Genomic DNA, 18411 nt, shown 5'->3' on the forward strand with positions numbered 1-18411 from the left:
TTTAATTAAACATACTTCTAACCTCATCATATACTCGGTCAAAATTCACCTGCAAATCTTCATCAGAATATACCTGTACTTGTTTTGGTAAACCTCTAACTATATTCAGCAAAGTAAACTGAACCTTGTGGTCTGTTCCATCGGCAAACACCACAAACTGGCCTTGCTTTAATCTGAAAAAAGCATCTGCTCGTACTTTTGCAACTTCTCGTTCTCCTGTTGTTACTCTCGTATCAAAATCTAAATTATGACCTCGATTAATACTTGTAGTTTCCTGTTTTACAATTTCAAAAAAGCGCTCATAGTATTTAGCAGTATCTGGATCATTTACTTTTCCAAAAAATTGATAGGATAAATTACTTAGAATCGCACGACTCGCTTTATCTCCATACATAATATCATTCTGGATTTTATCCTGCATCACATAAACCGTAGCAATATTATAACTCCGCAAGGTGGCAGGAATCCGATGCATATTTAATAATCGGATAGTCGGAGCTTCTTCCATCATCAAAAATGAAGGATTTCCATGGCGGATACTCAATTGTTTTGTGATGGTATGAATAACGGTTGCTATAACTGGCGCATATGCTGTTTCATATTTGGGATTATTCACAACTGAAACTACAGTTGGTTTCTCCAGCGTATTTAAATTTAGTGGAACTTCATCTTCAGATAGTGTCATAAAAATACGTTGTGTACTAATCTTTTTTAGTGCATTTGCCAAGGTACTTTTTACTCCTGCTGTTTGCCGTTCAGAATCCTTTCCGCTGATAAAAGCATCAGCCATAGCTCGTGATGTGGTATTACTACTCAGAAATTTAATTAAACTCTCAGTATCTAAATATTGATAAATCGCAATAACATGTGGTAAAGTACACTGTTTTGGATAAGCTGTTTTCAATTTCCATATCAATCCACCAATTAATCCTTCTGCAGCATCATTAAAAAATTTACTTGCTCCCACACTGCCGGACTCCTTCTGTTCTAAAAGATTTTCAATTAATACACGAGACACTTCATTTACACTTTCTTCATTTATCATATAACGTGGTGCAATCGGATTCACCCGATGATATATCGTATCAAATGAAATAATTTTAAAATCTACACCTTGTTTTTCAAAAATGGGATATGCCATTTCTGTCAATTCAAAATGTTTATAATCGTGAATGACACCTGAAAATTGATGCGTACTAAAATGATCAAGTAAATTATAAACCACACTCTCCGTTTTCCCACTTCCTGCAGATCCAATAATAGATACACCCCGCTTTATATTATCGAGTTTTAGTTTCCCACGCTCTAATTTAAAATGTACCTGATAGGTTGTATCGACTCCCGTATTATCATCTTCATTTTGTAAAAACACTATTCCTATACAATTCAAGAATAGTAACGGACACCCCAAATAGATTAAGATATTCAGAAATTGATGATTATTTATCTCCATTCCCCAAATGAATAATAGCCCAATACTCATCCAAATGAGATTCAGCATAAAGGCATAATTAGTAATCTTATAACAACCAAATATTGTTCCAGTGCCTAAAAGAAATATTAGTCCATATGTTACTATTGAATCATCCATATTATATGCCAATTGAACCTGATTTCATAGCGACACCCACACCACGCTTAAATATTCGCAAAGCACTAAATGCCAATTGTGCTGTACTGGTTGGAATATGAGGAATTTTAATTCCGGACCGTCCTAATATTTTAAAAGCTATTGAACGCTCATTCGTTGGTAAACCCAATAGAATTTTAAAGTAACGATCGGGATGTTTTACATAGAGCTTTTTTGAAGCATAGGATTCTGCAAAATTCCGTTGATACCCAAATGTTGCATCAAATCGCTCTTCTGCTTTTGTAAAAAACGCGTCACGATTAAATCCGCGTTTGACTTGCTTACCATTAAACTCAACATCCGAAGCCTTGTATTTACTTCCTGGAGATAGACTCACTCTATTAGAGGCATCCTTTCGACTTACAATAATATGAATGTGACTTTGATTTCCTGACTTCTGCATCCCTTGAACAATGCGTTTACCATCCTGCTTATGCGGTGCTTCCTGTTCTAAACGATTAATATCGTTTACAATTTCTTTAGAATTTCCTGTTTTCAACCCTTGATCTATTTTTCGAAGCTCGGTTTTAAGCTCTAGTATTTTAGTTGCAAAGGGCTGGTTTTCCTGAACCACTTTATCAGTGCCTTTAAAAGTACGTTCATGTTCTATTTTTGCGAAGTAGACAATATCATTTATAGAAATCGGTTTACCTAAAATCTCACGGTTAAAGGCAGAAACATAATCATGCATTATGGATTTCGTGTAGCGTTTTAGATCTTCACTACTGTGCTGTAATTGTTTTAATTCTCGTGCACTTGGACTTACAGTTATACTATAAAATTTAGGTTCATTTAATTTAAGTTTAGCCGTGTTTTTATCAATAGTTTCAATCACCGTTTCAGCTGATATTTCATCACCATATTGATTAAAGAAATGTTCCATCTCTCCTTCACTCCGACCTTCGTTTTCTTTCTCTAAATAAGACACAAAGTCGGCTACACTTTTGGAATAGGTTCCTGACACTTTTTGTGGGCTAATTGCGATATACATGACCTTACGTTTTATGGTTTTCTTCATTATTTTTCACTTTGTTTATCTTTTCTTCAAAGCGAACTTTTTGCTCTAATATTGGTTTTTTACTGGCTTCCGCTTGTTCAAAAAGCGCTTGTAACATAGCTACTGTTGGTTTGGTTTGATGCTTTTCAATATCCTTCATAATGGCAATCATACCATTCATTCGTTTCTTAAAGAGGACTTCTAAAGTTTGAATTTTAGGACTGATAGACTCCAATGGAGACAATCCGTTATTTTCAAAAAAGTCTATCATATACAACAAAGTCATAGATTGGGACAATGTCATATTCTTACTAAACCTTCTAAATCGCTTAGCAACTTCATCTTTAATTTTCAAGGTTGTAAAACCTCCTTTCTTTAGTCTTTTATCCATTTTTTAGTAATTTAATATCCTGTTTCATTGGGCTGAGACTATTTTTTAGTAAAAAACCTGTTAATCAAGCACTTACATTTAAATATTTGTGATTTTAAACTACTGATTTACAGCACCTTAAAACAACTGTTAGCTCCCGTAACCTCGTGCAGCGGGTTACCCTCTTGCTCTACCATTTCGTCCCGCCACAGCGGGACAAAATTTCAACCAATTTTAAGATAGTACTCACATTTCAATTGAATGGATAGCCGGAAATTTTTAAGATTTTAGACGTGCAGTTTTAATTGAATTCTTATCGAATTTCAGAAATCATTGCCAAATTCATAAACAAAAAAAAGACCCTTGATTATCAAAAGTCTTTATAAATACTTCTTATATGCTAATCACATATATAATTTCACACGCTTCAATTACATTAATATTCGCTAGTTAACATAAGCGTATTATCTATAAAAAATAATTTAAAGGTATCGAACGGAAAATCTGTCGATTGATAGGTTTGGATTTCAAAAACATTTTCATCGCCATCACTAAAAGTAACTTTCGCCTCATACCCTTTTTTAATCTGCTCTTCTATAGGTAAGCGTTTAAAATCGATGGTAATAAAGTAACTTTTTGCCATTAAATTATGGGCAATAATTGAGGCATCCGTAATTAGCCAGAAACACCTTGCTTCGGTCGCCAAAAATTGTACACCTTCTGTAAATCGCGTGCCGAATGTTGGGATTTCAAATACCGTTTGAGATCCACAAAAATGATCTAATTTATGTTGTAAAATATGTGCTTGAGTTGTCATGATCTTTGCTTTTTAAAGTGAATAAAAAAGCAGATGCCACACCGTTGCAACATCTGCTTAATAGATTTAATTTGGTTTTACTCCTAGTAATAAAATTTCATCTGCAACAACTTCGGTAACATAACGCGTGGTTCCATCTTCAGCTTCATAGCTTCTAGATTTCAATTTCCCTGAGATTCCAAGTTCTTTTCCTTTCCCGGCATACTTTTCAATAATTTCTGCAGATTTACCCCACGTCACAATGGTGTGCCAAGTGGTTTCGGTTTGCTTCTCGCCATTAGCATTTTTGTAATGCTCGTTTGTGGCTAATGAAAAACGAGCTACTTTCTTACCGCTTTCAAGATTGGTGATTACTGGCTCTTGTCCAACGTTTCCAATTAACTGTACATGATTTTTAATTGTGCTCATAATAAAAGATTTAAAGATTAATAATGAATGATTTACTTATTATATCCAGAACGTTTTCCTGGTTTTGTTTTTTTAACTGTTCTACTGCTGTCTTTTTATTGATTGTGTAAGATTTCATAAGTTTCATTTTAGATTTACTTTCCATAGTGCCGTCACTGTTCCCTTTTTTGTTGCTTAGACCGATTCAATATTCAGAATTGCAATGGCTTATAAAAAGGTGAGGAACGAGCCTGGTTATGCAGTCATGCAATTCTAAATGTTGTTATTTTGCTGTCAAAAAAGAAGGATAGTGATGGTATGGCGGAGCATCTAAAAGTCCTATGAGAAGTACACATTCATAGATAGCAGTAGAACACGGATTATAAATCCATTTCCTGTTTTAGCGGACTTGACTTAAAAGCTGGAGTTGGGCATGTAGTTCCTTCGCTTTTTAGCAGGAAACGAAATGAGCAGTGAAATCTTTGTAGTTGTGTCCAAGACTTAGGAGTCAAGCGCTTTTTTATGACATGGAGTCCTTACGGAATAGAATATAAATGGGCTTGATGGGAGTAGAACTCGAATTTTGAATTCATCTATATGTAAAGCGAACGTCTCTTCCTAATATTGAAAACACTACACTTCATTTAACTTATAAATATGCTAAAAGACATGATCTCTGTATAGACTACTAAAGAGATGTTCAAGATTTTTTTAGAAGTAAGTCCTTTTGCTCCTATGGCGTTTTTCACGGAATAGGACGTGAAAGGTCTTACTGGGTTTCGAAGTTGGATCGTTGATAATTTAATGCAATTGTTTTCTTTACAATGGAAACGGACTAAATTTTCAACCAGATAATTAAGAATCTGTTCAGTCAATTCTAAATTTAATCAGGATTAATTTATGGGATTTCTATAGAAGTACTTAAAAGAAATACGTAATGGATTTTGCATAGTTTCACCACAGTACTTTGTTGTGCTTAGTGATTTATTTTTTTTCTTTCAACTTCTTTTTTTATTCCATCTAAGTCTGGTTGAATTGTCATCCAGTTAATGTTTAATATTTCAAGTCTCTTTAAAACTTGCCAAGCAACTCTATGTGATAGAGTAAATAAACTTGGTTTTCCAATTTTTTCATTTATTAATCGCTCGTTATTAGCACTCTTTTTACAATCAAATAAATATTTATCTAATGATTTTATTTTACCTTCTTTATTAAAAAGATTTTCGTCGATTGAACGACCTTTAAAATAATTAATAAATAGTCCTTGTTGTGCTACCATATTATTATTCTGAAATCCTTCAACGAATATTCTTTTTAAATAAAAGTCTTCTTGACATATTTCAATTAATCTTTCTGGAATTGCCCAAATTCCAATTTTAGAATTATCCTCTTTTTTTGGAGGTTTTATTTTCTCAGTAGCAAAAAATATTGCCTTATTTGGATTAAAAGTAAAATCTAGTAATCTTGTATGAACACCATAATGTTGAGCTAAAGCTAATTCTTTTAATTGTTCTGGTTTTGGAAAATCTTGTATTAGGTCAAATGCTTTAAAATTATCATCAATTAAAGTTGAGTTAATTAATTTAAATGAGTCATCTTCGATTTTGTACCCCAAACTATTTAAACCTCTAATAAAATTTATAAAATCGGTTAATTCAGGTAAAAAATGGCCGTTGCCAGATTTCAAAATATTTAACCTATTTTTTTCTTCTTTGGAATTTAAATCTCTAAATGCGGAAGGAATTAATTCCCAATCTGAATTTCGTTGACCTCGGAATATGTATTTTGCTCCAGTTTCGGAAGGACTAGTTTTATATAATTCTGAAAAAGGGTCATTAAAACATTCAAAAAACTCATCACAATTCTCTTCGAAGTCATAAACCCAATGAGTAATTTTATCAATAGCTTTAACTCCGCGAATAGTTTTTCCTAATGGATTTATTTCAGCTTCTTGCTGAATTTTTATTTCTGTTGGTAATTCTTTAAATCTATCCATTTCCTCATTAAGCCCAACGGCAGTCTGTCTAATAACTTGCTTCGTTTTTATATATTTCTACTAAAATACAGTTTTTTCTATTAGACGTGAGCTAAGATTCTATATTTTGAATTTTGTTTGTAGGGTTCTTCAAAACTTGTTAGAATAGCTGTAAAAAGCCTAATTAAAGACCTGTGAGCTTGAACACGAGGTGTATTTGTTTTTCTAATGATATTCCAAATTCTTTTTAAGTTATAGGCAATAAACATAAACCCTACATCTGTACTAGCACGTTGTATCGTTTTTTAGTCATAATATAATCAAAACTCCACTGGCGTTTTAATAAGCTTCTAATACAGGCTTTTGCCATCGCCAAATCTAGTTTAATATATGATGATTCTTATAGAAGTACTTTAGTGAAAAGTTAATGCTTTTTTACTTGTTTTTTTACCACAGTACTTTGTTGTGTGTAGTGTTTTTATTCAGATGGTTTGTTAAATCTGTCATATATTTTTTGTTCATATACACTCGCTGATAGAATTTCATCTTGTTTAATTATAATATCAGTATTTAGGTGTATTGAATCAATATTTTCATCTGCTTGTTCTTCTATATCTTTAATAAATTCCTCTACTACTTTGAAGTAATCTGTAGTTATGTGTAATCTTTTAGTTTCGCTATCTCTATATCCACTTATTATTGGTGTTATTGTCAGATAATTAGTTTTTTGCGGAATAGGAATTGTTTCAGAAAAACCAACGTAAACTTTATTGTTTTTTAAAGTTATTTGCATAGCAAAACCTTTTTCCACAGAGTCTTTAAACAATCTTTCTATCTCATCTCCATTCTGTCTAATTGCCCAAATTATTGGTTCATCATTTTTGTATTTTTTTCTTATGATTTTATTACTTAACCAAGTGATAATTAATCCAATAATGCAAGAAATAATCACAGTCCAAAAATAATCGGGTTTTTCGATTGGTACAAATTGTAAGAAATCTATGGTTTTAGAAATTATTGGTTTATAAAAAAACTCTAAAACAGTACGTATAGTGAATCCAAAAGTTACTGTTAAAATTCCTATTCCGACAGATTCAAACAATATCCGATTTCTGGAAAGTCTTTGTAAATTATACTTAAAAAGTAAGGAAAAAGTTAGGATTAAATATCCTGTAATAATTGGTAATAAAAATAAATTATACGGCACTTGCTTTACTTTGAGATATTTGTTCTTTAATAGATTCAGAATTTTTTATCTCATTAATGATATCTTGAATGTCTTTCCTTTTATAAAAAACTTTTTTATCAACGTAAAGTCTGCCTCCAAAAGTACCACGAAGTCCTGTGTCTTTTGTTTTTGGTTTACCTATAAATGAAAAACTTATCTTTGCCATAATATCAAATATACTACAAATTTTATTCCAAATCAACTTTATTCTGTTCAATAGCGTGTTTTTACATTACACACAACGGCAGTCCGTCTAATAACCGACTGCAATTTTATATATTTCTACTAAAATACAGTTTTTTCTATTAGACGTGAGTTAAGATTCTATATTTTGAATTTTGTTTCTAGGGTTCTTCAAAACTTGTTAGAATAGCTGTAAAAAGCCTAATTAAAGACCTGTGAGCTTGAACACGAGGTGTATTTGTTTTTCTAATGATATTCCAAATTCTTTTTAAGTTATAGGCAATAAACATAAACCCTACATCTGCACTAGCACGTTGTATCGTTTTTTTAGTCATAATATGATCAAAACTCCACTGGCGTTTTATGGTTCCGTATGGATGCTCTACAATGGCTTGGCGTTTTTTATAAGCATCAGGATTTTGTAATACGCTCTTTGCGTTGGCTTCAATATATTTATGGAATTCACTGCGCTGTACTACTTTTCCATTTACTTTAGACGTGGTGCATAATGCTCTTGCGGGGCAAGCTTTACATTTGTTTGTTTTATATTGTTTGAAACGATAATTACGCCCTTTATAAGTGCTGCCATTACTTTTAAGTATGTTTCCTTCCGGGCAAGTATAGGTGTCGTTTTCTTTGTTATACTTAAAATGTTCTGAGTTATAGTTAGGATCTGGAGCTTGCGATGCTCTTCCTATTCCAGGAATAGCAACAAGGGTTTTAATACCCAGTTTATTAGCAGTTTTAAATTCACTTCCCGTATGATATCCTTTGTCATAGAGCACCGTAAAGGTGTTCGTTCCTAAAATAGTTTTAGCTCTTTGTAACATCTGTCCCATAGCCTTGGAGTCGTTTTTATTGGTAACCAAGTAGTCGAACGGAATATTGTGATCTGCGTCTACAGTAGATTGTACACAGTAAGCAACTTCAGTAATATTGTTACGCACAATTAAATGCTTGATATCGGGATCAGAGGTAGAAATTTGTGGTTCTTCTGAAGCCTTCAACTGTGCATTTAGTTTTTCGTATTCTTTTCTGCGACCTTGATGTTTATCAATATCTTTCTTAATTTTCTCTTTTTCATTTTCACTATCACTTTGCTCAAGAGCTTTATTGTACTGCTCTAATTTATTGTCAATATAATCTATGTGACGCTGTATTTTCTTCTTATTAAAATTGTTTTTCTTACTATTCTGAGCTCTAAACTTAGTACTGTCTCCAGCTATAAGTGTAGCGCCTATAAGCCCAAAATTACGTGCAATTTGTACGGTAGCAAAGAACACTTTTTTAATAGCCTTTGCATTATCTTTTCTGAAATTGCTGATGGTGTTGTGATCTGGAGCTAGCGATTCAAGCAGCCACATGACTTCAATGTTACGCCTGCATTCTTTTTCTAATTGTCTTGAAGAACGAATACGGTTCATGTATCCGTAGATGTAAAGTTTGAGAAGAACAGCTGGGTTATAGGCAGGAGGACCGTTTTCGGTAAAGTCTGAACGGAATCCAAGTTCAGCAAGGTTAAGTGAATCTACAAATTGATCTATAGACCTTACGCTATTCTCGGAATCTATTGAATCATCAAGAGAAACAGGAAAAAGACAGGTCTGTTTTCGGTCTTTTCCAGGTATGAATTTCATAACTAAAAGATACAAAAATCACCTGAAAATCACTTGAGAACTTCTAAAAAATGTAACTAAAAAAGCAATAGTTATTAGACAGTCTGACGGTTTCGTATAACCGTCAGTTACGGGTTAAATTAGCGATTATTTTCGGTTTAGCACAGGCTTTAGCAATTCCGAGTGGATTCGGACGTAGTCGAATCCGCCGTAATTGCGGTTATACATTGTTGTAGCCAGTTTTTTATCTGTCCCAACCATCAATCAAGTATTTTTTTTCAGTCAGTTTTTTTTCTTTTCCCGAACTTTCAGATTTAAACCATAATTCAAATCGAGTCGGATAGAAGTTTTCAAATGTTCCTTCGTCAATTACTGTTCTCCCTTCATAGAGTTTATATTCGTTGCTCAATTCTGATATTTCATTTTTCGTTCGGTTATTTAATTTCCATTCTGATAATTGAATATTTTTAGTCAATTCATACGCTTTAATAAATAATTCACCTTTTTCACTCGGTTTATGCCACATATAAAAGTCATACCCAGAATATCCATTTCCAATTACCAATATTTTTTCTTGTTCAACTTTTAAATTTCTTAAAGAATCAATTTGTCTATTTGATAAAAATAAGATTGGTTTCTCAAATTTTAGATTTTCAGGGATTTCTATATTATAAAATCTTTCATCTCCTTTATTTTCATTTGCGATTTCTAAAAATAACCAAAATACAAATCCAATAAATAATATTATTGTTGAAGAAATTCCGATTAGTATTTTTTTAGTTAAAGTCATTTCTCAAATGGCTACAACGGACAAGTATATGAAACGTTTGGCATTTCAAAGCGATCTCGTATCAAGCCATTGTAATGATTATTAAGTGCAATATACTTAAAAATTAGCACTATCCGCCAAATGTTTTATATACATTGTTAGCAACTGAGCTTGCTTTGTTTATGTCAGATTATCAATAATTTAAACAACTAATCAATCCAAACTGACCTAGATTTAGAGCTCAGAATTTATTTTGTTTTAGAAGGGAGAGCAAATCCTAATGCCTCCCTCAAAGGCGGTTATTAGGGTTGGCTTTGCAAGCTCTTTGGCAAGTTTTGGTCTGAGTGAGGCTTGTGAGACTTGCCAATGTGCTTACAAATAGGGAAGGGAATTAATTCAATCCTGCATTCTCAATATATTCTTTTGGACTTACCCCAACTTTCTTTTTAAACAATCGTGAGAAATATTGCGGATACTCAAATCCTAATTTATATGCTGTTCCTGAGATTGAAGCGTTAGGGGCAAGCAGCAGATTCTTTGCTTCTTCTATCAGGTATAAGTTAACTTGGTCAACGGCTGTTTTACCTGTTTCCGTTTTAATGGTGTCGTTCATGTATTTGTAGCTAACTCCTAATTGATTTGCTATCCAATCAACTTTAGGAATGCCATTCTGTTCAAATTGGTTTGTTTCAAAGTATTTGTCTAATATTTTTTTGAACTGCGTAAATAAAGCCTGATTAATTTCCTGACGATTTAGGAATTGACGTTTGTAAAATCGGTCTATGTAGTTTAGTAGGGTTTCCAACTGGTTCAGGATAATTACTTTGCTAAACTCATCCTGATTGTTGTGGTATTCAGTTTTTATATTTCCAAAGATAGTTTTAATCAACTTCTCTTCTTTAGGCGATACATGAAGTGCTTCGTTTACACTATAATTAAAGAAATTATATTTTTTTATTTTTTCAAACAAAGGACTTCCGTTTAGGAAATCTTTATGAAAAGATATTTGCATTGTTTCCTTACTAACAGCCAATTTCTTATATGTTATTGTTTGGTTTGGTGCTGTGCAGAACAAAGTTCCTTTCGTACAGTCGTATTTGGTTCGCCCATAAATAAGTTCTCCTGAAATGATGTTCTTTAAAGTGATAATATAAAAACCATTGGTTAGGCTTATTGACTCTGTCTTATCTTCATCACTGCAACTAATTATCTCGTTCTTTTTCAGTTTGAAGTGCATTATATGAAACAAAGGATTCTCAGGTAGAGCCCAACCCATTTGCTCATTTCTTTCTGTGATTGTTTTGTATACGAACTCATTCATTATTACAAATTTAGTTTAAAAATATGGATTGAACTTACCCATTTTTAGTTTCAATAATTTCATTTAGCGTAACATTTTTGTTTCTATATTTAGCTTTATTTATCAAGATTATTATTTACCATAATTCTTAACCATATTTAAAAACATCTTGTCAAAAGCTTTATCACTCAATAGTTTTCTGGCTAACAGAGTCTGCCTTGCCATTTTACCTGCTGCATATCTTGTTTTAGGCTTCTTAGATTTTATTGCCTTAGATATAGTTTTTGCAATCACTGAAGGTTCGCTATATTGACCAGGTTTACTGGTGTTTTGCATCATTTTAGCAACAATTTGTTTGAGTTCTTTGTAGGGGCTGTTGCTGTCCTCTAAATGATGGTCCATAGCTTTGGCAAATCCCGTATTTATTACACCTGGTTGAATAACAATTACTTTAATTCCAAATTGATTGACATCTAAGCGTAGACAATCACTCCATCCTTCCAGTGCAAATTTGCTTGCGTTATACCAAGCACCTAATGGTCCGTATACTTTGCCACCGATGGAAGATACATTGATAATAGAACCACTTTGTTGGTTTCGCATTATTGGTAGCACGGCTTTTGTTACTTCTGCTAATCCGAACAAGTTTACATCAAATTGTCGCTTTGCTTGTTCATAGCTAACCTCTTCAATAGGGCCATAAACTGCATAACCCGCATTGTTCACCAATACATCAATTTTTCCTTCTGCTTCAATTATTTTTTTTATTTGAGAATGTACTTGATTGTGGTCGGTTACATCTATTTCAATTGCTTTTCCACCTGCCGCTACAAGTTCTTTCATATGTTCCAATCTGCGTGCAACTCCATAAACAGTATGTCCTTCTTTAATTAGTTGCAGAGCTGTTGCTTTACCTATTCCGCTGCTTGCCCCTGTTATAATGATTATTTTTTTCATTTTCAATTCCAATTACAATGATTTGATACTAAAAATCAATAGTAGAAATCATCTTTGGCTTCTATTGCCTCTATTGCAAGAGCAAGCCAAAGATGTAATTCTATAAAAGAAGAATTGAATGCCTATTGGTCAAAACTTCCAAATAAGTTTTGTCCTCGCTGCATCAGAGGTAAATATTGAGGATATTCTGGTTTAATGGCACTCACTTCATCCAGTTGTTTCATTTCTTCTTCGCTTAAAACAATATCAGCAGCACCCAGGTTATCAATTAACTGCTCCTCTTTACGGGCTCCAATTAATACACTTGTAACACCTGGTTTGTGAAGCAACCAGGCTAAAGAAATTTGTGCAACCGAAGCATTCTTTCTGTCGGCAATTTCCTTCAGTGTATCAACAATATTATAACCCTGTTCCTTTTCAACCGGTGGATATTCAAAAATTGCTCTTCGTCCAGTAGTTTCACCATTGCGTGTATATTTCCCACTTAAAAAACCAGCCGCCAATGGGCTTACTATCAACGTTCCTAATCCCAAATCCATAGACGCAGGTATAATTTCTCTTTCCAGCTCGCGGCCAACGAGAGAGTAATATGCTTGAACAGAGCAGAACTTTTCAGTACCCATTAGTTTCGCTAATCCATCGGCTTTAGCAATTTGCCATGCACTAAAATTGGATAATCCAATGTACCTAACTTTACCCTGTCGAACCAAGTCATCTAAAGCTCTTAATGTTTCTTCCAGTGGTGTTGTTATGTCGAAGTTATGCACCTGATATAGGTCAATATAATCAGTCCCTAAACGTTTTAAACTGGCTTCCACTTCACGCATAATTGCCAAGCGGCTTGTTCCCAAATCATTTGGACCTGTCGTCATTGTGTTGTACAGCTTTGTTGCAATTATTGCATTTTTCCTTTTGTCTCCTAAAGCTTTACCGAGCATAGTTTCCGATTCTCCCGAACCATATATATTGGCAGTATCGAAAATATTAATCCCTGCGTCCAATGCCAGATTAACCATTTTAGTTGCCAATTCTTGCCCGGTTGCCCCCATTATGGCTGAATAACTTCCGCCTTCTTGGTCGAAGGTCATTGTTCCAAGTGTTAACTCTGAAACATATAATCCTGTGTTTCCTAAACTTTTGTATTTCATCTCTTTTTAATATTAGTTTTTAATAAAAACTTACGATACAAAGTAAGGGCATATTAGGGCTTTGTTGCTTAAACTATTTTATAAAAGAAGTATACAATTTTTTTAACTGCTATGATAAAGGATAATAATATCAAAATGTAGATACTGGGATGGCCAAAAACAACTCTTTTGCAAATTTTGGTTTGCAGGCTGGTTCTAGCGATTTGCAAATGTGTTGTTTGCGAATGGGGTTTCAATTTTGCACTGACATTTCAAAAAAGTTGCGCGAGGGGAAACAAAATAAATTTCTATCAAGTTTGTAGAGACTTCTTTCATGGAGATGTCACTTTTTAGCCTTGTTGCTAACGTTTATGTATAAGATTAGTTGCGGGTTTGTATGCGAGGATTTTCCGAAGGAAAATCAGACGTTACAAACACGCAACGACCTTTGATTAAGCACTAAACCGCAATTAATTTTATACTGTGTTAGGTGCAGTTATTATTGTTCTTCAAGGTTTAAAACTTCTTCGTGTTCGCATTTTTGGCAAACTTGTTTTAATTTGTCTTTTTCAAATTCAATAAATTCCATTTGTAAACTTCCACATTCAGGACAAGCTAATTCTTGGTCGAAACCAATATACTTAAAAAATAAGTTCTCAAGTAAACTAATGATTGAAGAAGTAAGTAATAATGCAATTTTTGCATCTGGATATTTTTTATTTTGTGAATGAACGACCATTGAATTATAACTCCAAGCACTATCAACCAATTTTCGTGAATAATTTCGTAAATCCGAGTTTTGTTTTCCAGGAATATACAAGTCTATAAAAGTATTAGCAACACCTTTAAAGTCAGATTTTTTTAATCCTTTTTCCTTTATCAATTCAGGATTCCTTTCGCACAGTTCTTTTGATAAGTCAATTAAACTTTCGCGACACAAAAGTCCGATAGCTTGAAATTCTTCAGGTTCTAAATCAATCGAGAGTTTTTCAGAAGCCATATTTAACTTTCTGTTTATTGATTTTAAATGACCAATGTCTAATGGAATTTCGTCAATTATATGTTTAAAATCATTTTGATATCTTTTAGATAATCGTTGAGTAATTCCCATATGAAAAGAATATGCTTCGTCTGCTGAAAAGTAGTGAGCTCGTTGAGTATATAAATTCATTGGTGCATTTTCTCCTTCGACAACCCAATAAGCTTCATCTTCGGTTTTTACGTTCCAAACGTTAACTACAACATCTAAATCGTTAAATGTCTCCTCGCATTTAATATTCACGATTTCTTTTATATCATCATATGATTTAAAATACTCTCTAATTTGATTTTCAGTTTCTATTCGATATTCTGGTGTCATTCTTTAGTTGAAGAGTTGGTTTTAATTGCACCTAACGGTCTTGTGTATGATTTGTGGCGTGTTTAAGCACCTAATTTAGCAAATAATTACCGAATAGAAAATCCGCAAGGTTTTTCGTAAGTAGGCGAAAACCAGCCATTAATTATACACGTCTTAAGTTAGCATTTTAATAAAAACACTAAATTAATACCTATAAATTAGAAAGAACAAAAGAGAGGAATAAGGTTATTATATACGGAGAGACTACAGATCTCGTCAACATTGAAAATCCCCTCTCTTTTACTACACAGATTTCGTACAGTTCTATGAGGCTTTTAGACCTCGATTTTAAGTCGTTGAAACTCGCGTAGTCGTCCTTTCAAAAATCATTTTCTTATGAATAAAGATATTAAATATTTTGGAATTGATATTAGCCATTTAGTTTTTGATGTGACAGATTCAGATGGCAATTACTACCAATTTAAAAACACAATTTCTGGCTTTAAAAAATTCACAAAACTCTTAGATTTGGATAGTCATTGTGTTATGGAAGCCACGGGATACTACCACTATCAATTGGCCTATTATTTACTAGAATTAGGGATAAAAGTATCAGTAGAAAACCCTTTAGCTGTTAAACGCTTTATCCAGATGAAGTTGTCTAAGATCAAGACCGATAAGAGTGATTCTAAACTTATTTGTGAATATGCAAAACAAGTAGATTTAAAGCCCTGGGAAGGTCAATCCAAACATCAAACAGAATGTCTTCAAATGACCAGACTCCTTTCTGTGTATACAAAACAGAGCACTATGCTGAAGAATAAAATACATGGTGAAGCCGTTTTAGGAAATCCTAGCAAAGCAGTTGTAAGTTCTATTAAACGAAGCTTAAAACACGTTTTAAAAGAAATCAAAACTTTAGAAGATAAACTGATGGTATTAGTTAAAGAAGTCCACCAGGATGTATTAACTCGCTTAAAAAGCATACCAGGAATTGGAAATAAAACGGCATTGATGCTTGTGGTTCTTACGGATGGTTTTGAGCGTTTTACAAGCGGTAGTGAACTCTGCAGTTATGCTGGATTAACTCCTGTAGTTAGAAAGAGTGGTAGCAGTGTAAATGGACGTAGTAGAATAAGTAAAATAGGAAATCAAAAGCTTCGTAATTTATTATTTATGTGCAGTTTTAATGCCTGTAAATACAACAAAGCATGCAGAGATATTTATGAACGAATTGTAGCAAAAGGGAAGAGTAAAAAACTAGCTTTAATAGCTGTGTGTAATAAGCTTCTAAAACAGGCTTTTGCTATCGCAAAATCTGGTTTAATATATGATGATTCTTATCGAAGAACTTTAGTGAAAAGTTAATGCTTTTTTACTTGTTTTTTACCACAGTACTTTGTTAGGCACTGGCTTTTAGCGATAATAATTTTCCGAAAATCTCTTTATGTTTTGATTCATCATCTACTGTTTTTAAAAGTTCAGTAACTGCTTCTTCTGAAAAATAGACTTTAGTACGATTAGAAAATTTGTCAGTAGTTTCTATCCAAATAAATTTGTCAAATTTGTTATTAATATTTCCATTAGTTGGATTAACAGCATTAAATTTAGGATTTTTAACCCAATCTAAGTTAAACATAACTTGCTTTAATTGTCCACTTGAGAATTTATATTTTGAAAGACGTTGAATTTCTTTATGAAGATTACTTAGCATTATGTGTTCTCTAACATTTTGTATTTCTCCAACAATTTTATAAATGGGTTTTCCTTCTGTTGTAGTTATTTTTCCAATTTCTCCTGCTGATATTGCGTTTAAAATTATATTAAAAACCCCATTTTGTGTTTTGTCAATTTCTATGTCACTTCCAGATAAAGTTTTTTCCTTACTATTAAAACCATAAACTTTATTTTGTGCAGGATTTAATATAAGAACTTCTCTAGGGTTTATGTCAACCATTTCAGGAAGTAATTTCGACCAAATTTCCATAAATTCCTTACTTTTCTCATTAGCTTTAATTTGTAAAAATCTATTAAAATCTGTCGTTGATTTGTTAGCGTGTTCATTTTTACTTGAAGCTCGATAGTAAATTGCACCTTTTTTTATTTTTAATTCAGAAAAATCGTTGATTGGAACTAATATTTGGCTACTCTTTTCAATTAATAAATAATAAAATTTTCTTGTGCTTATTTGAAATATTTGTAAGTCAACTGAAATTCCAATTTTAGCAATTTTTTCAAATTTTTGAGTTACATCATTTAAGTCAATCTGTTTGAGTAAATCAAGATTTTCTTTATCAAGACCTGTGTCAGTATGAATTCCAGTTTTTGAATCTTCATCAATTCCTAACAATAACATTCCGCCATCTGAATTGGCGAAAGAAAGTATGTCTTTAGCAAAATTTAGAAGGAAATTTTCAAGCGGACTTTTCGTTTTGGCAATATTTAATTTAAGCTTGTAATCAATTCCATTATTTTCTTTTGGAAATCGACCATTGTCTTTTAAATCCGTAATTATTAATTCTGCTTTTTCTGTTAATTGCTGTAAGTTCATTTATTGACGGATGTTTTTTTAGCTTGTGCCTAACGTTTATGTATATGGAAAGTTGCTTTTTTGTTTGCGAGGATTTTCCGAAGGAAAATCAGAAGCTAGCAAACAAAGCAACTAACATTGGTTAAGCTAAAAATAGCAATTTTTTATATACTTTGTTGTACACAGTTTTTATTTATTCAACATCCAGTTTATTAATTCCTTTCTATCAATTATAGACCAACTATGAGGGTTTTTTTCTCCATCTGCTCGATATCCTTTGTTTTCTGTTGGAATATATTCTACATTTTTAAAATTTGACTTATTTAATAATTCAGAAAGCTGTTTAATATGGTAAGCATTCATTTCTTCATATTTAGCCATTGTTTGTTCTTTCCACCATAGAGTATCTGGCTCGGTATATAGTCTTATTTTGGTGTTTTTTAAATTTTTTAGATTATCAATATTATTTGTTTTAGAAGTGAAAACAGAATAAAGTTCATATTTTGAAATATCATTGTTTGGGTTTCCAAATTCTTTACCTAAAGTTTCAAGTAACCATTTGCTTTCTTCCGCAAAAGAATTTGATAAATTACGTTCAATATTTTTTTCGGCAGTATGATATAACTCTGCTAAATCTATAGGTGAATCGCCAATAAAAACACCTTTTGGAATTATGTTAGAATTTTCATTAGTCATAAAATTACTAATTAATAAAGCAATATTTCCACCACTTGAAAATCCACCAACATAAATATTATCTACAGGTAATTTATTCTCTTTAAATATGCTTTGTAAACGTTTAGATAATTGTTCTAATTCATTTTGTTCTATCCACAATTTTCGATTGTAGTTCATATATAAAACTGAAATGTTATTTTTTTTCGCATTTTCAAGTATTTCGAATTCTCGTTTTATGTCTTCAACGTTTTCGGGAAAACCACCAAAAAGCACTAAAACAGCTTTTATGTTTTTAGTAGGTTTATTTAATGAATATTCATCTTTTTTTATTTCTTGATATTCAATTTTTACTGAATCAGCTGTTTTTTTATTCTCATTGTTTTTACAAGAAAAGCTAAAAGTCAATACAAATAATACTACTAAAATTCTATTCATAAGTTTGTGGTTCAAATTGTGTACAACGTTAGTACATAGCACTTATGTACTATATACATCCAAATATAAGATA

17 protein-coding genes are annotated in these 18411 nt (G+C 32.4%); 1 reads left to right on the top strand and 16 read right to left on the bottom strand.

The genetic code is table 11. The annotated features are described in order from the left end of the window. Position 1: 1 nt before the first annotated feature. From BN863_RS15525 to BN863_RS15590, 14 genes are all read right to left on the bottom strand, one after another. Positions 2-1591, bottom strand: coding sequence for a type IV secretory system conjugative DNA transfer family protein (locus tag BN863_RS15525; protein ID WP_038533792.1), 1590 nt, complete (start codon positions 1589-1591; stop codon positions 2-4). 1 nt (position 1592) lies between these two features. Further along, entirely contained in the window at positions 1593-2621 is a 1029-nt protein-coding gene (gene mobB / locus BN863_RS15530; protein WP_038533794.1) for a MobB family relaxase, read from the bottom strand. Positions 2622-2625: 4 nt separating this feature from the next. Next, positions 2626-3018 carry a BfmA/BtgA family mobilization protein gene (locus BN863_RS15535; protein ID WP_051774891.1) on the bottom strand — a complete coding sequence of 131 codons (393 nt, stop codon included), beginning with the start codon at positions 3016-3018 and terminating at the stop codon, positions 2626-2628. A 415-nt stretch (positions 3019-3433) separates the two neighbouring features. Then, positions 3434-3814, bottom strand: coding sequence for a DUF6876 family protein (locus BN863_RS15540; protein WP_038532128.1), 381 nt, complete (start codon positions 3812-3814; stop codon positions 3434-3436). Positions 3815-3880: 66 nt separating this feature from the next. Then, complete coding sequence (locus BN863_RS15545; protein WP_038532129.1) at positions 3881-4222, bottom strand: single-stranded DNA-binding protein; 342 nt, start codon at positions 4220-4222, stop codon at positions 3881-3883. A gap of 955 nt (positions 4223-5177) precedes the next feature. Continuing rightward, the gene (locus tag BN863_RS15550; RefSeq protein WP_038532130.1) at positions 5178-6197 is read right to left on the bottom strand and encodes an FRG domain-containing protein; all 1020 of its coding nucleotides are present in this window, start codon (positions 6195-6197) and stop codon (positions 5178-5180) included. Between the two features lie 457 nt (positions 6198-6654). Further along, a complete protein-coding gene (locus tag BN863_RS15555) occupies positions 6655-7383 on the bottom strand; it encodes a hypothetical protein (RefSeq protein WP_148304632.1) in 729 nt (242 codons plus the stop codon). Then, the gene (locus BN863_RS15560) at positions 7373-7570 is read right to left on the bottom strand and encodes a hypothetical protein (protein ID WP_038532134.1); all 198 of its coding nucleotides are present in this window, start codon (positions 7568-7570) and stop codon (positions 7373-7375) included. Before BN863_RS15560 ends, BN863_RS15555 begins: the two co-directional genes overlap by 11 nt. Positions 7571-7748: 178 nt before the next feature. After that, entirely contained in the window at positions 7749-9224 is a 1476-nt protein-coding gene (locus BN863_RS15565) for an IS1182 family transposase (protein ID WP_051774892.1), read from the bottom strand. A gap of 223 nt (positions 9225-9447) precedes the next feature. Beyond that, positions 9448-9993: a hypothetical protein gene (locus BN863_RS15570; RefSeq protein WP_038532136.1), complete on the bottom strand. Its 546-nt coding sequence runs from the start codon at positions 9991-9993 to the stop codon at positions 9448-9450. Between the two features lie 370 nt (positions 9994-10363). After that, positions 10364-11293, bottom strand: coding sequence for a helix-turn-helix domain-containing protein (locus BN863_RS15575; RefSeq protein ID WP_038532137.1), 930 nt, complete (start codon positions 11291-11293; stop codon positions 10364-10366). A 111-nt stretch (positions 11294-11404) separates the two neighbouring features. Then, a complete protein-coding gene (locus BN863_RS15580; protein ID WP_038532139.1) occupies positions 11405-12229 on the bottom strand; it encodes an oxidoreductase in 825 nt (274 codons plus the stop codon). 122 nt (positions 12230-12351) lie between these two features. Further along, a complete protein-coding gene (locus BN863_RS15585) occupies positions 12352-13377 on the bottom strand; it encodes an aldo/keto reductase (protein WP_038532141.1) in 1026 nt (341 codons plus the stop codon). 478 nt (positions 13378-13855) lie between these two features. Then, positions 13856-14716: a hypothetical protein gene (locus tag BN863_RS15590; protein ID WP_038532143.1), complete on the bottom strand. Its 861-nt coding sequence runs from the start codon at positions 14714-14716 to the stop codon at positions 13856-13858. Between the two features lie 375 nt (positions 14717-15091). Here BN863_RS15590 and BN863_RS15595 point away from each other — a divergent pair, with 375 nt between their 5' ends. Continuing rightward, complete coding sequence (locus tag BN863_RS15595) at positions 15092-16063, top strand: IS110 family RNA-guided transposase (protein ID WP_038532145.1); 972 nt, start codon at positions 15092-15094, stop codon at positions 16061-16063. A gap of 34 nt (positions 16064-16097) precedes the next feature. Here BN863_RS15595 and BN863_RS15600 read toward each other — a convergent pair whose 3' ends face one another. Continuing rightward, the gene (locus BN863_RS15600; RefSeq protein ID WP_038532146.1) at positions 16098-17246 is read right to left on the bottom strand and encodes an ATP-binding protein; all 1149 of its coding nucleotides are present in this window, start codon (positions 17244-17246) and stop codon (positions 16098-16100) included. A gap of 168 nt (positions 17247-17414) precedes the next feature. Further along, a complete protein-coding gene (locus tag BN863_RS15605) occupies positions 17415-18338 on the bottom strand; it encodes a hypothetical protein (RefSeq protein ID WP_051774893.1) in 924 nt (307 codons plus the stop codon). Positions 18339-18411: the final 73 nt, after the last annotated feature.

This window comes from Formosa agariphila KMM 3901, from assembly GCF_000723205.1.
Classification (GTDB): Bacteria; Bacteroidota; Bacteroidia; order Flavobacteriales; family Flavobacteriaceae; genus Formosa; species Formosa agariphila.